This window comes from Flavobacterium sp. Leaf359 (genome assembly GCF_001423985.1).
GTDB lineage: Bacteria > Bacteroidota > Bacteroidia > Flavobacteriales > Flavobacteriaceae > Flavobacterium > Flavobacterium lindanitolerans.
On record NZ_LMPW01000009.1, the window covers coordinates 1 to 14675 of the forward strand.

At 35.2% G+C, this 14675-nt stretch carries 15 protein-coding genes; 8 read left to right on the forward strand and 7 right to left on the reverse strand.

Annotated elements, in window-relative coordinates; genetic code table 11:
• Positions 1-253: 253 nt before the first annotated feature.
• A complete protein-coding gene (locus ASG38_RS04115) occupies positions 254-1423 on the reverse strand; it encodes a proline dehydrogenase family protein (protein WP_056067440.1) in 1170 nt (389 codons plus the stop codon).
• Between the two features lie 146 nt (positions 1424-1569).
• Between ASG38_RS04115 and aroB the strand changes: the two genes are divergently transcribed.
• From aroB to ASG38_RS04145, 6 genes are all read left to right on the forward strand, one after another.
• Complete coding sequence (aroB, locus tag ASG38_RS04120) at positions 1570-2637, forward strand: 3-dehydroquinate synthase (protein WP_056067442.1); 1068 nt, start codon at positions 1570-1572, stop codon at positions 2635-2637.
• 57 nt (positions 2638-2694) lie between these two features.
• Positions 2695-2874 carry a hypothetical protein gene (locus ASG38_RS04125; protein WP_056067444.1) on the forward strand — a complete coding sequence of 60 codons (180 nt, stop codon included), beginning with the start codon at positions 2695-2697 and terminating at the stop codon, positions 2872-2874.
• A gap of 56 nt (positions 2875-2930) precedes the next feature.
• Entirely contained in the window at positions 2931-4331 is a 1401-nt protein-coding gene (locus tag ASG38_RS04130) for an arginine decarboxylase (protein WP_056067446.1), read from the forward strand.
• 124 nt (positions 4332-4455) lie between these two features.
• Positions 4456-5427, forward strand: coding sequence for a deoxyhypusine synthase family protein (locus ASG38_RS04135; protein ID WP_056067448.1), 972 nt, complete (start codon positions 4456-4458; stop codon positions 5425-5427).
• 10 nt (positions 5428-5437) lie between these two features.
• A complete protein-coding gene (locus tag ASG38_RS04140) occupies positions 5438-5836 on the forward strand; it encodes a hypothetical protein (RefSeq protein WP_056067449.1) in 399 nt (132 codons plus the stop codon).
• 212 nt (positions 5837-6048) lie between these two features.
• Entirely contained in the window at positions 6049-6363 is a 315-nt protein-coding gene (locus ASG38_RS04145; RefSeq protein ID WP_162239654.1) for a hypothetical protein, read from the forward strand.
• Here the strand turns inward: ASG38_RS04145 and ASG38_RS04150 are convergent.
• The 4 genes from ASG38_RS04150 to ASG38_RS04165 all read right to left on the reverse strand — a co-directional run bounded on the left by ASG38_RS04150 (position 6358) and on the right by ASG38_RS04165 (position 11259).
• Positions 6358-6876, reverse strand: a complete 519-nt coding sequence (locus tag ASG38_RS04150) for a DinB family protein (RefSeq protein WP_056067499.1) — start codon at positions 6874-6876, stop codon at positions 6358-6360. The two genes, ASG38_RS04145 and ASG38_RS04150, sit on opposite strands and share 6 nt — an antisense overlap.
• Before the next feature lie 7 nt (positions 6877-6883).
• Positions 6884-9469 carry a phosphoenolpyruvate carboxylase gene (locus ASG38_RS04155; RefSeq protein WP_056067454.1) on the reverse strand — a complete coding sequence of 862 codons (2586 nt, stop codon included), beginning with the start codon at positions 9467-9469 and terminating at the stop codon, positions 6884-6886.
• Positions 9470-9547: 78 nt separating this feature from the next.
• Complete coding sequence (locus tag ASG38_RS04160) at positions 9548-10027, reverse strand: Lrp/AsnC family transcriptional regulator (RefSeq protein ID WP_056067456.1); 480 nt, start codon at positions 10025-10027, stop codon at positions 9548-9550.
• Between the two features lie 77 nt (positions 10028-10104).
• Positions 10105-11259 (reverse strand): M14 metallopeptidase family protein, encoded by a 1155-nt coding sequence (locus ASG38_RS04165; RefSeq protein ID WP_056067457.1) that lies wholly within the window; start codon positions 11257-11259, stop codon positions 10105-10107.
• A 304-nt stretch (positions 11260-11563) separates the two neighbouring features.
• Between ASG38_RS04165 and ASG38_RS04170 the strand changes: the two genes are divergently transcribed.
• The gene (locus tag ASG38_RS04170; protein ID WP_056067460.1) at positions 11564-11953 is read left to right on the forward strand and encodes a helix-turn-helix transcriptional regulator; all 390 of its coding nucleotides are present in this window, start codon (positions 11564-11566) and stop codon (positions 11951-11953) included.
• Positions 11954-12017: 64 nt separating this feature from the next.
• Here the strand turns inward: ASG38_RS04170 and ASG38_RS04175 are convergent, their stop codons facing one another.
• A complete protein-coding gene (locus tag ASG38_RS04175; protein ID WP_056067461.1) occupies positions 12018-13037 on the reverse strand; it encodes a hypothetical protein in 1020 nt (339 codons plus the stop codon).
• A 77-nt stretch (positions 13038-13114) separates the two neighbouring features.
• The gene (locus ASG38_RS04180; protein WP_056067464.1) at positions 13115-13666 is read right to left on the reverse strand and encodes a 1-acyl-sn-glycerol-3-phosphate acyltransferase; all 552 of its coding nucleotides are present in this window, start codon (positions 13664-13666) and stop codon (positions 13115-13117) included.
• Positions 13667-13724: 58 nt separating this feature from the next.
• Here ASG38_RS04180 and ASG38_RS04185 point away from each other — a divergent pair, with 58 nt between their 5' ends.
• Positions 13725-14387, forward strand: a complete 663-nt coding sequence (locus tag ASG38_RS04185) for a spermidine synthase (protein WP_056067501.1) — start codon at positions 13725-13727, stop codon at positions 14385-14387.
• Positions 14388-14675 lie beyond the last annotated feature (288 nt).

A 14675-nucleotide genomic window follows, 5' to 3' on the forward strand; every position in this document is an offset into this window, starting at 1 on the left:
AAGAATTATGCTTGATAAGAAAATTAAAGAAGCAGAAAAATATGATGTAGCAGTTAACGATTACAAGGAAGGTGTCTATCTTGTTACTGTTACCACTGTAGATGGGAAAATTTTTAAATCAAAACTGGTTAAGAAATAATTCGTAAATAATTCTGCTAGTGACAGCATTATAGTCAGGACATGCTTTTAAAAAAGAGCAGACAGCAAAAAGCCGGTTTCAAGAGAACCGGCTTTTATATTTATATTCAGGAAACTACTTCCCTTTTCTTCTATCTCTTTCCGCTTTAATAAGGTTTAATTCCCTGCTGGTTTGTCCTGCTACTGAGGTATTTTCCTCAGCCCTGCGGATTAAATACGGCATAACATCCCTCACGGGGCCAAAAGGAAGGTACTTTGCAACATTGTAGCCATTTGATGCCAGGTTATAGCTAATATTATCACTCATACCATACAATTGCCCAAACCAAACTCTTGTATCTCCTTTTTCGATATTATTTTCATCCATAAGCTTCATCAGCTTATAAGAACTGTCTTCATTATGTGTTCCTGCGAAAATGGCCATCTTTTCCAAATGTTCCACCATATACATCACAGCGGTATCATAATTCACATCTGTCGCTTCTTTTGAAATACAGATTGGAGAAACATAACCTTTTTCTTCAGCACGCTTGTTTTCCTTTTCCATATAAGCGCCTCGAACCAGCTTCATACCGATATAAAATCCTTCAACTTTGGCAATCTCATGGATTTTTTTCAGGTAGTCTACCCTATCCCAACGATACAATTGCAACGTATTAAAAACAATCGCTTTCTCCTTATTGTATTTACGCATCATTTCCAACACCAAATCATCTGCCGCATCCTGCATCCAGCTTTCTTCAGCATCGATTAGTAGCGCAACATCTTTTGCATGAGCGGTTTTACAAACCAGATCAAATCGATTAACAACTCGCTGCCATTCTTCTGCTTCTTCTTTTGAAAACTCTTTTCCTTCTCCTAATTTTTCATACAATTCAAATCTTCCCAATCCGGTAGGTTTAAAAACAGCAAACGGAATAGCCTGTCTTTCTTTTGCAAATTCAATTGTTTTCAAAGTCATTTCGAGCGCCTGGTCGAATTGCTCCTCTTCTTCTTTTCCTTCTACTGAGTAATCCAGAACAGATGAAACACCTTTTGTAAACATTTTATCTACTACCGTAAGGCAATCTTCTTCATTAACGCCTCCGCAGAAATGATCGAAGACTGTCGCCCGGATCAGGCCTTCAACCGGTAAATGTGCCTTTAAGGCAAAATTTGTGACTGCCGTGCCAATACGAACCAATGGCTCTGAGGCAATCATTTTAAAAAGAAAATAAGCCCTATCGAGTTCAGTATCACTCTTTAGTGCAAAAGCAACTTGTGTATTGTTGAAAATCTTTTCCATTCGTTTGTTTAATAATGTTGCAAATATAAATAGAGCTTCGTGATTTTTTCTTAAAAATTGCCTTATTTTGCCTTTTAAAATTACAAATAAGCAATTTTTATGGCGCTTGTCTGAATACGTCATGAATTGCCACTCAAAAACATCAGATGAAACCAATTGAAGCCAACGGATATTCTATCTTTTTTAATGAAAATGCCTACGAAGCATTAAACAGCCATTTGGCAGAAAATCAATATTCTTCTATTTTTATTTTTGTTGACAGTGATACTAATGAATATTGCCTTCCTGTATTTCTCCCTAATCTTGAAACCGATTTAAACATCGAAATCATCGAATTTGAACCCGGAGAAAATAATAAAAATATAGAAACCTGTGTTGAGCTTTGGAATGTCCTGACTGATTTGGGTGCCGACAGAAAAAGTCTTGTTATTAATGTTGGTGGTGGCGTTGTAACAGACATGGGAGGCTTTGTGGCTTCTACATTTAAAAGAGGGATTGATTTTATAAATGTTCCGACTACATTATTAGCTATGGTCGATGCTTCAGTTGGGGGTAAAAACGGAATCGACCTCGGAAGCCTTAAAAATCAAATCGGTGTTATTAACGTACCAAAAATGGTTTTGATAGACACGACCTATCTGGAAACATTGCCTCAAAACCAAATGCGTTCCGGATTGGCTGAAATGCTAAAACACGGACTAATCTTCGATAAAAAATACTGGTCATTATTTTTAGACTTAAATAATTTAAATACAGGCGATTTAGACACACTTATTTATCAATCAGTTGAAATAAAAAACACTATCGTAACCCAGGATCCGAAAGAAAACGGATTGCGAAAATCCTTGAATTTTGGACATACTTTAGGCCATGCCATTGAAAGTTATTTCCTGGAAAATGAAAACAAAACATCACTGTTGCATGGTGAGGCTATTGCTGCCGGAATGATTTTAGAAAGTTATATTTCACTGAGAAAAGATCTCATTTCCAACATGGAATTTGAAGAAATCAAAAACGGAATTGATAATATTTTTGAAAGGGTTGTTTTTGAAGAAAAAGACATCCAACCCATACTGGAATTGCTTATTCATGACAAGAAAAATGAATACGGAACAATCCAATTTGCACTTCTTGATGGAATTGGCGGTATATCCACAGGACAAAAAGCTGATAACGAATTGATTATAGATGCGTTTTTAGAATATAATTCTTAATATATTTTTAATAAAAATCATTGCATATCAGTTATAATATTTTTTACATTTGCCCCAATGAAAAAAAGTCAAAACGCCAATTCTTTTTCGAGCGTGGGAGCCGAAAACAAAGCAACTTTTCAGTATTTCCTGAAAGGTTCTTTTGGTGTAAAGAGCATCCATAATTTTGATATTTTTCAATACTCCAATATGTATCAGGAAAAGCTCCCAATCATTTATGCAAATATTAGGGTCTGAACTTTAGATTAAAAATTATTTTTTTCTTATTTTTAATCTAAAACACTGACAAATAAATGAATACAAAATATTTTGACCTAATCAACCAAACTTATTATTTCCCTCAAGACGAGTTTAAATTAAACAAAGACAACCTTCAATTTCACAATATCGACCTGATGAAATTGGTGGAGCAATACGGCACACCTTTAAAGTTCACCTATTTGCCACAAATTTCCAACAATATCAATCGGGCTAAAGCCTGGTTTAGAAAGGCGATGGAGAAAAACAAATACGAAGGAAAATATTACTATTGCTATTGTACAAAAAGTTCTCACTTTGAATTTGTGATGAACGAGGCTTTTAAAAACAACATCCATATCGAAACTTCTTCTGCTTTTGATATTAATATTGTTGAAAACCTGCTTGAGAATGGTAAAATTAACAAAAGCACCTATGTTATTTGTAACGGTTTCAAAAGAGACCAATACATTACCAATATTGCACGACTGATTAATAATGGCCATAAAAATGCCATTCCGATTATTGACAACTATGAAGAATTAGACCTTCTTCAGGCTGAAATAAAAGGAAAATTTAAAATCGGAATCAGAATTGCCGCTGAGGAAGAGCCAAAATTCGAATTCTATACTTCCCGATTAGGAATAGGATATAAAAACATTGTGAACTTCTACAAAAAACAGATTCAGGAAAATAAAAACCTGGAACTGAAGATGCTTCACTTTTTCATCAATACCGGTATTAATGACAACTCCTATTACTGGAACGAACTTGTAAAATGTATTAAGGTATATATCGCGCTTAAAAAAGAATGCCCAACATTGGACGGACTAAACATTGGCGGTGGTTTCCCTATCAAAAACTCTCTTGCTTTTGAATACGACTATCAGTATATGATTGACGAAATCATCAATCAGATTAAAATTGCGTGTGACGAAGCTGAAGTTGATGTTCCGAATATTTTTACTGAGTTTGGCTCCTTTACAGTTGGAGAAAGTGGCGGTGCTATTTATCAGGTATTGTATCAAAAACAGCAAAACGACAGAGAAAAGTGGAATATGATTGACTCATCTTTCATTACTACACTACCAGATACCTGGGCAATCAACAAACGCTTTATTATGTTGGCCGTCAATCGATGGAATGACCAATATGAAAGAGTCTTATTGGGCGGAATGACATGTGACAGCGATGATTATTACAACTCTGAGCAGAACATGAACGCGATTTACCTGCCAAAATACAATAAAGAAAAACCTTTGTATATTGGATTTTTTAATACCGGCGCCTATCAGGAAACCATTGGAGGCTTTGGCGGAATTCACCACTGTTTGATTCCACAGCCAAAACACATCTTGATTGACAGGGATGAAAATGGTATTTTAGCCACAGAAGTTTTTTCTGAGCAACAAAGTTCAGAAGATATTTTAAAAATATTAGGTTACGCGAAAAAATAATCTATTTTTGGAAAATAATTAAAAGTGGGTTTTTCCCGCTTACAATCATCCCGACTTACCCCATTTCAAAATTATTTTGGATTGCCAGTCGGACAAACATTAAAAGAAACTAACAAACAACAAAATGAGTAAAGGACCAATCAGTCAATTTATTGAGAAGTACTATCTGCATTTCAATTCTGCCACCGTAGTTGATGCTGCAAAAGCTTATGAACAACAGTTACAGAACGGATCAAAAATGATGGTGACTTTGGCTGGCGCCATGAGTACGGCTGAAATCGGAAAGATTTTTGCCGAAATGATTCGAAAGGATAAAGTTCAGATTATTTCCTGCACAGGAGCGAATCTGGAAGAAGATATCATGAATCTTGTTGCGCATTCTCACTATGAAAGAGTTCCAAATTATCGCGATTTGACGCCACAACAAGAATGGGATTTATTAGAAAGAGGATTAAACCGTGTTACAGATACATGTATTCCTGAACACGAAGCTTTCAGAAGATTACAAAAACATATCTATAAAATCTGGAAAGATGCTGATGATGCCGGAGAACGTTATTTCCCGCATGAATTCATGTACAAGATGCTACTTTCTGGAGTATTGGAAGAATATTACGAAATTGACCTGAAAGACAGCTGGATGTATGCTGCTGCAGAAAAAAACCTTCCTATCATTGTACCGGGTTGGGAAGACAGCACAATGGGTAATATTTTTGCTTCTTATGTTATCAAAGGAGAACTAAAAGCTTCTACAATGAAGTCAGGAATCGAATACATGACTTTCCTTGCTGACTGGTATACAAAAAACAGCGACAAAGGTGTCGGATTCTTCCAAATTGGAGGAGGAATTGCCGGTGACTTCCCTATCTGTGTTGTACCAATGCTATATCAGGATATGGAAATGCATGATGTTCCTTTCTGGAGCTATTTCTGTCAGATTTCAGATTCGACTACCAGCTACGGTTCCTATTCAGGAGCTGTTCCAAATGAGAAAATCACTTGGGGTAAACTAGACATAAACACTCCAAAATTTGTTATTGAGTCGGATGCTACCATCGTAGCTCCATTAATTTTTGCTTACCTACTAGACTTATAATAAAAATTGTATGAAAAGAATTATTGTAGATTATTCTAAACTAACCAATGAAATTCTGACTTTGCTTGTCGAAAAATTTCCTGATGGATATGACGACTCCAATATCATCCGTTTCAAAAATGCTAAAAACGAGTTGGTAGAGGCTGTAGAAGTTAGAACAGAAGACACTATTTATCTGGTAAAAGTGAGCACCAAACTTGCCAGCAGAATCGAAAACTTTGATGAAGATGATGATTTAGAAGATGTAGTTGTACCAATGGAAGCCATCAAAGATCTTGACATGGATGATGATGCAGACGATGATGACGACGACGAAAAAGAAGACAAAATCGAATTGGATGACGAAGATGATGATGAAGACAGAGATATTGCTGATATCGCTGACGATGAAGATGATGATGAAGACTAGCTTCCCAGCTATTTCCATAAAAAAACGGAACTCAATTTGAGTTCCGTTTTTTTTTATTCCACAGAGTGGAACAGATGTAAAAAAATCATTTATTTAACAATTACTAAAACAAACATACGTAATTTATCGTATATTTCTAAATATACATCGATGTTTTTTCTAAAATAAATACATATTTTATATTTTTACACTCTACCACAATCTTAATGACCATGTTATTTAAAAGCAACCGGAAACAAAAGCATTGCCAGGAATGGTTTGATTTCAAAACTTTAATAGCTCTAAAAATAATTTTCCTCTTATGGGGTCTTTCTATTTTAGGAATCTACCTGCGGATGTTCGAAATCACACGCGGCTTTAAAATAGCCATCCCAATTGCCTTTGGCTTTTTCATCCTGTCTTTATTTTCCAGAAATAAACATAGTAAAGAAAAAGGGATTGTTCTGTTCCTGTTTGCTCTTGTACTGTTTGCTATTATACAGGCGATTGATATTTTTGCCGGAACCCGTTATTTTTCCAAATTATAAGTAACGTTCCATAAAGATCTTCTGATGGTGCTTCTGGTGTCCGATGATTATAAAGCCCAAAGCCCTGACTGATACATCATATCCGGATGCAATCCCCATTCTTTTTAGAATTTCTTCATTAAACGTAGCAAACAAGGCTATTGTAGACTGTCTGATTATAGCTAATTCTGTAAGCAAATCCCTAATACTCCTTTCATTTGCATTGGCAGTATCGGCATAATCGTTTTCCTCAAAACCAGGCAATGGCGTTTTATCGTTTCTTGCAATTCTTAGGGCACGATAAGCAAAAATCCTTTCAGAATCCATCAAATGCTGGATAATATCTTTAATGGTCCATTTACCTTCAGCATATCGATAATCATACTTATCCAAAGGAATGTTTTGTACAAATTTTATAAATTCATGTACAGAAATTTCAAGCTCTTCAAGCAGGTTTGCTTCCTGATCTACCCTGGAAATATACGTTGAATAATAAGGTGCAAATTCAGTTGGTAATAATTGGTCTGTTTTCATAGTTATTTTAAGCAGAGTTTCTACTGGCATTAATATTTCCAAAAAGAGAACGCATTACTATTTTTTCATAGATTTTCAGCATTTCTTCGTCCGGATTGCCTTTAAGGTTTAAATCGTTTATTTTAGTCAGGGCATATTGTTGTATGGTAAGTAATGGCAATACAATTTGTTCCCGCATTTGTATAGAAGCTTTCCCGTCAGGATAGTTTTCCATCAAGGCATCAAAACCGGATAATTTCAGTACCAGCCTTTTTGTTTCTTTGAATTCATTAAAAATGATTTCCCAAAATTCACCAAATTCCGGATCGTCTTTCATATAGGATGTCAAAGGGAAAAACGATTTTGCCAACGACATCATACTGTTTTCAATCAAGGTTTTAAAGAAAAGTGAATGGTCATACAACTCCTGAACTTCCTGCCACTTTCCATTGTCTTCAAAATGCTTCAGAGCTGTACCTACTCCAAAAAATCCGGGAACATTTTGTTTTAATTGACTCCAGGCCCCTACAAAAGGAATTGCCCGAAGGTCATTGAAATCAAGTTTTTCGGATTGGCTCCTTTTAGAAGGACGGCTACCTATATTCGCCATTGCATAATACTTGAGCGCGCTTCTTCTTTCCAGATATGGGATAAACTTAGGATGGTTTTTAAAATCGGAATATTCTTTATAGCTTATTTGCGAAAGCGATTCCAAGGTCTTTTTTTCAGCATCAGAAAGTTTATTTTCTCCCTTATTAAAAAACTGATTGGCTGCTCCGGCACTTAAGAGATTTTCAAGATTATAACGGCAGGAATCCAAAGTTCCAAAATTAGAACTGATGGTTTGTCCCTGAATGGTTATCTGAATTTCATTATTTTCTATATCGGGTCCCTGTGAAGCATAGAACTTATGGGTCTTACCTCCTCCTCTGGCCGGTGGTCCTCCTCTTCCGTCAAAGAAAATAACTTCAATACCATAATTTCTGGAAATTGAAGTCAGCGCCTCTTTTGCCTTATAAATACTCCAATTGGCCATCAGATAACCTCCGTCTTTTGTTCCATCAGAAAAACCAAGCATAATGGTCTGCTTATTATTCCTGGATTTTAAATGCTCCGAATACAGCGGATTGGTATAAAGCGTTTGCATTACTCGTTGCGCATTTTCCAAATCCTCTACAGTTTCAAAAAGCGGAACAATATCAACAGAAGGGTTTTCCCATCCGCACAAACGAAAAAGCGCATAGGTTTCCAAAACGTTTAGTGCGCTCTGGTTATTACTGATGATGTAACGATTAGCCCCCATTTCACCATTCTGTTCCTGTATTTTCTGTATGGCATATATTGACTCAACAGTAGCCCTGGTCAGTTCATCTTCAAACCATTCCGGATCAAGACTGGCAGCGGCTTTCGCCATCCAATCTAATTTTTGACTTTCATCCAATGAGGAATAGTCTTTAGGAAAAACAGACAATTGGCGTTCGTTTGTAACTTTTACAATATCCTTAATAACCTTATCATGAATTTTGCTGTTTTGCCTGATGTCCAATGTAGCAAAGTAAAACCCGAAAAGATTCACTTTGTTAATAAACTCGTCCAAATCGTCAAGATACAGTGATTGGTGGTTTTCAATAATCCTATTGCGAATGTCCAACAATGTGGCTTTCATTTCGTCCAACGTTATATACAAATCGCCTTCCGAATAAAACACAGAACGGTAAATTTTATGTTCAAGCTCTGTCCACAATTGGTCTACCTGATGAAAAGTCAGCTTTCTTTTCAAATCCCGAATATCCCTGTAATAGCATTTGAGTATTGAAGTACGCAACCTTTGTGTTACCTGCAAAGTTATATCTGTTGTAACAAAAGGGTTTCCATCACGGTCACCTCCGGGCCAGAATCCCAGATTTAAGATTTGATTTTTAGGCAATTCTCCATCATAAATATTTTTCTGGAAAAAATGCATCATTTTTCCTGCCGTTTCATAAAAAACGTTTTCAAGATACCAGGTCAGGCTGACCGCTTCATCAAAAGGAGTCGGTTTTTCTTTTTTAATGAATGGCGTTTTTCCTAACTGTGCCAGAAGTTCACGCATTCTTTTCAGATTATTGTTTCTGATGGCATCTTCTAAATCTGTAATAATCCCTAATACTGATCCCGGATAAAACTGTGTAGGATGCGCTGTCAGTACAGTCCGGATTTTAAATTCTTCAAAAAAAGCTTTTAGTTCCTTCAGATTGTCTTTAGACTCCGCCTTGTCTTTTGTGTTCCGGAGCGAATTTTCTCCATCGAGATTATTCACTACAGAAAAAGCAGCATCTTCAATAGCATCAAACAAGACTACCTGCCTTTCTACATATTGGATAAACCGGAACATAAGGTCTATTTTTTCTTTTTCGGAAGCATTATCCAGGTATTTTTCAGAGAAAAAATCTACAATCTGTTGGGGATTCCATTCCTTTTTGTAACCTGATTCACAAACTTCTGCAAAAAGCGGCAGCATTATTCCTGTATTGCCAATATTGTCAAACGGAAGCGTAATAAGAATACTGTTATATATCTGATATTTAGCGAGTACGTTTTCTTCAAACCTCTCTAATCTCGGGGAAGTGTACATGGGTATAATTTTGCATTAAATTAATAAAAAAACCCTCAAGTTTTCACAAGAGGGTCTTAAATTATTCTTATCAAAAGATTACATATCCTTGAAGATAGTGTGCATCAAACGTTTTTTATCGTTGATACTTTCGTCAAGAGAAATCATTGTTTCAGTTCTGTATACTCCCTCGATATCATCAATCATAAAGATTACTTCTTTTGCATGTTTTGTATCCATAGCACGGATTTTACAGAAGATATTGAATTTTCCGGTAGTTACGTGTGCAACAGTAACAAAAGGAATTTCATTGATTCTTTCCAATACAAATTTAGTTTGTGAAGTATTGTGAAGAAAAACTCCTACATAGGCAATAAAAGAATATCCTAATTTCTCGTAATTCAAGGTCAAAGATGAACCCATGATAATACCAGCTTCTTCCATTTTCTTAACTCTCACATGGACAGTTCCTGCAGAGATTAGTAGTTTTTTTGCTATATCTGTAAAAGGAACTCTTGTATTGTCAATCAGCATATCTAATATCTGATGATCAACTTCATCTAAACGAAACTTATTCATATAATTTTATGTTTGTATTTGTTTTCAAAATTCGACTACAAAAAAATTAATTTTTTTTAAATAAAAAAAGCGAATCGTTAAACATTTGGCAATCCGTTAACAATTTTAACTTTTTCTGATAAATAAAACTCAGCTTTTTGACCCAATTTCGGAATGTTGTCCTGGTCATCAGAATAGGAAGCTCCTTTTGCATCATATTCAAAATGTCCAAAGTTTTGTGTCAGCTCACCTATTTCGACAATGAAGGCAATAAATTCAATTTTCCCTTCATTCAAAACCTCCGTAAATTGAATTGCAAAATTCGTAATAATTTGTTTATTATCATAGTAAATTTTGATATTTTTATAAATGAAGTCGTAAAAAACTGGTTTGTTTTGAGGAATATTGAAATATTTTTCCTTTTCATTGAGAACTATATCGTTTTCGTAAATATATTTCAACCCTGAAATCAATGCTATAAAAATAAATTTTCGCGTCATTTCGCGTTCGTAATCCTGCTGATAATGTCCGGCTTCGAATAAAATAGTTGGCGATCCCAGATAAGTAAAGGTATCTCCAACACAATTCAGATTAAAACCGTCATCAAAACGCCCCACTTGTCCGGGAATAAAAGCTTGTAAAGTTGTATTCATTGCAACTATGACATCCATTGCTTTTATACGAACCTCGTTAACTTCTCTTGCATCGTTAAACGAAGGCGCTAAAAAGGAAACCGTTGCAGGTTTATTAATATCACCAGCCGCAAAAATGGTACGTTGGTCATGAAGATTATAGCAAAAGTCCGGTTTAAAGTTATTATATAGCTCTCTGAGCAGACGGCTTTCAGGCTGGCTTAAATCCTGGAAATCCCTGTTAAGGTCAATTCCGTTAGCATTAATGCGCGTATATCTTTCCGCGCCATCCGGATTAAGCATGGGTACGGCCAGAAAAGTAAAATGGCTTAGAAGCTCTTTTCCTAAAATCGTGTCGCTGTTTAATACATTTAAAAGATCAAATAATGCCTTGGTAGTCGTTCCTTCATTTCCATGCATCTGTGACCAAAGCAGTATCTTAATTTTGCCTGTTCCGATAGTATAGGAATAGATTGGTTTTCCTAATACTGATTTTCCAATTACATCTAAATTTTCATTCTTGTTAATCGTTCTTAATAAAGGCTCAATTTTATCAAGAGTAATATATCTTCCTTCTAACGTTTTTTCCTTGTTCTCCCGGAATACTTTTTCAAAATCCATAGTGCTGAATTATATTTTACAAAAGTAAACATCTTATAATTTACAATTGTAAATCAATTAAAATTCAAAATAATTTAACTCTGTAAACAAAATACTCCCTGTCACTATATTTTCGTTAGAAAAACTTTAACATATTTTACTTTAAGTGACTTTAAAATAATTATGAACCTATTAATCAATTATTTAAATATAATCATATAAACTAAAAAAGCATATAAAAACACCCGATTCTATTTATAAATTACATTTATAACAACTATATATTTACATTTGTAACGTTCTTTCATTAAAATAAAGCTTTACAATGGTAAACACGGAAGATTTTATAAAACGGCTTGAAAAAATTCTTGACTATTACAATCTCACTGCTTCTTCTTTTGCCGATAAGATTGGTGTGCAACGTTCCAGCATATCACATCTTTTATCCGGAAGAAACAAACCAAGCCTTGATTTTATATTAAAAATTTTAGATGTATTTCCTGAAATTGATTTGTATTGGATTTTGAATGGCAAAGGTTCATTCCCGAAAAATAACGAAGAATACAATATAGCATATCCGCCTACTCTATCAGATACAGATGAAAAACAACCCGTCAATTTCAAAAAGGAAGAAACGATTATTAAAAATGATGCAATTGAAAGAATAGTAATCTTTTATAAAAACGGAGCTTTTAAAGAATATCGCCCGCAATAGATGGCATAAAAAAACCTTGGCTCTCAAGCCAAGGTTTTCCCAACTAATACATAAAAAACAAACATTATTCCCTTCTTAAATATATTCCGGTAACACCCGGTTCTAATCTTGCTGTTAACGGCATGGCATCTGACTGGGCTGATGTTGGATAAGCAAAACTTAATACCTGTCCTCCACCATTTAATCTTTCAGCCACATAAATTTTATTGGTCTGTTCATCATAAGAAACATCTACCGGATTTCCCAACAATGAATTAGGCCCGTATATTCTTTTCTGTTTCGACAAGGCGATAGAACCCCCTGATGCTGTTGACGAAAATACTGAGTTAAAATTTTCTATCACTACAATTCCCCCATCTGTTGCAGAAGCAGCTAAACCTACATCTGTGAGAACCATAACATTATCTTGTTCCGAATAGGCAATTCCATGTGTCCTTGTTAATCCTTCTATGCTAACTCTCTTGTCTGCCACCAATGTTCCGCTTGGCTTTGAAAAAAAAGAGTTAAAGACAGCTATATCACTGCTAAGATCAACAACTGCATATAAATTTCCATTAGAAACAGTAATTCCCCATAGCTTAAAACCTACAGTGAATGTTTTCTCTAATGTAAATCCTGATGTAGTTCTTTGATACACTAAAAGTTTATTGGTGTTACCATTAATTTCGGCCTGATCCTGTACTACAACTACCCTGTCTCCAACAACGGCTATTTCTCTTGCATTGGTAAAATCGCCTGTTGCACTACTGGCGGTCATCATTAAAGATGTGGCAGAAGACGATAATGCATTTCTGAAATTGCCATAAACTTCAAGACGGTTGTTCGTTCGGGATGCAATAATCACCTCGTCACGGGTATTATTATAATAAATACCATCTGCATCCAGAGAACCTACAGTAAATGTTTTTGCCATTGGCATTGATGCTAATAAATCCGTGTAGGTAATTGTTCCGCTTGTATTGCTCGAAGTAAACAATTCAAGTTTTGCGCTGCCTGGATTTCCATTTGAATCGTCATCACTGCTGCACGAAACAAATCCTAAAATGCTACAAAAAAGTCCTGCTAGTAAAAGTTTTTTTCTCATAATTATGGTTTTAAAAAAGGTTGATAATTATAAATACGAGAAAAAAACGGATGTGGATTTATTTTTTTAGAACCTACCTAAATTTCAAAACTGTATTCCGGAATCCTGCCTACTATACCTTTGTATTTGCTTTTTAGTTCTGCAAAATCTTTTTGTATATCGCCGGTCGGATAAAAAGCCTCATTGAGCACTACCTCCTTTTTTGCATAATCAAATGCAACCGGAATTATGGGAACTTCTGCTTTCAATGCAATATAATAAAAGCCTGTCTTCCAGTCTGTAACTTTTTTACGGGTTCCTTCCGGAGCGATTGCCAGTCGGAAGACTTCTCTTTTTTTAAAAATCTCCGCTATGGCCTCCACTGTATTTTGTCGGGAATTTCTGTTGAGCGGAGCACCACCCATCCAACGGAAATAAGCGCCGAATGGAAATTTAAAAAGTTCTTTTTTGGCGACATAATTCATCTCCAGATTGATAATGCCTCGGGCAAAAAGGCCTATGTAGAAATCATGCCAGCTGGTATGCGGCACGACAATAATAATAGACTTCTTAATTTCGGGATTCATCGTTCCTTTGATGCTCCATCCCATTATTTTGAAAAAGATAAGTTTATAAATAATACGCTTCATGCTTTATTATTTTCTGTAAATGTAACATTTATACTTATTTTTGGGCAAATTAAGTTTTGTGCTAAAAAAAATATTAAGCTACCTCCTGCCCATAAATGTTTACAAGCAGCATTCGCCCGTGAGTAAAAACCTGGAAGTTACCTGGGCCAATGGTGAATTGGTATTGGATTCTAAAAACACCAATTATTCTTATGGAAGCCTGCAGCGTATTCTTAGAATAGGATTGGAAAGCATAGGTTTTGAGACTGTATTAAAATCGGAACACATTCTTGTTCTTGGAGTTGCAGGCGGAAGCGTAATTAAAACTTTAAGTGAAGAAATTGGATTTAAAGGCAGGATTACGGGAGTAGAAATCGATTCTGAAGTACTGCAAATCGCCAATTCCTATTTTGGATTGGACAAAATCCCGAATTTAGAAATCATTGTTGATGATGCTTCTAAATATGTTTTAAAAGACAAAAACAAATACGGACTTATTATTGTTGATATTTTTCAGGATACTACAATGCCGGACTTTCTTTTTGAAGATGCTTTTCAGAAGCAAATCTGTGAACTTTTAGACAAAAAGGGAATTATTCTTTTTAATACGATGTGTCTTACTGATAAAGACAGGCTGCGTAACAAAGAGTATCTGTCCAACATCAATTCGGAATTCTATACTTTACGAACTATCCCAAGAATTGAGCGCTATAACGAGCTAATCATTATTGAAAAGAAATAATTTTAGATTGCTGACCTCTTAAATCTTAAATCTATTTTGCCACTGATTGCACAGATTACAAAGATTTCTTTTCAAAACTGCTACCTGAAGTCTGTAATCTTTTACGCCGATAATGCGGATTATACGCGGATTTTTTCTTTGACAAATTCTAAATTCTTAAATCTTAAATCCAAAATTTTGTTTTGCCTTTCATTACACAGATAAAAACAGGTTCTTCTGTAAACAAACTCTAAAATCTTATCTTCAATCGCGGATTTACACGGATTTATGCGCGGATTTTTTTTTTTT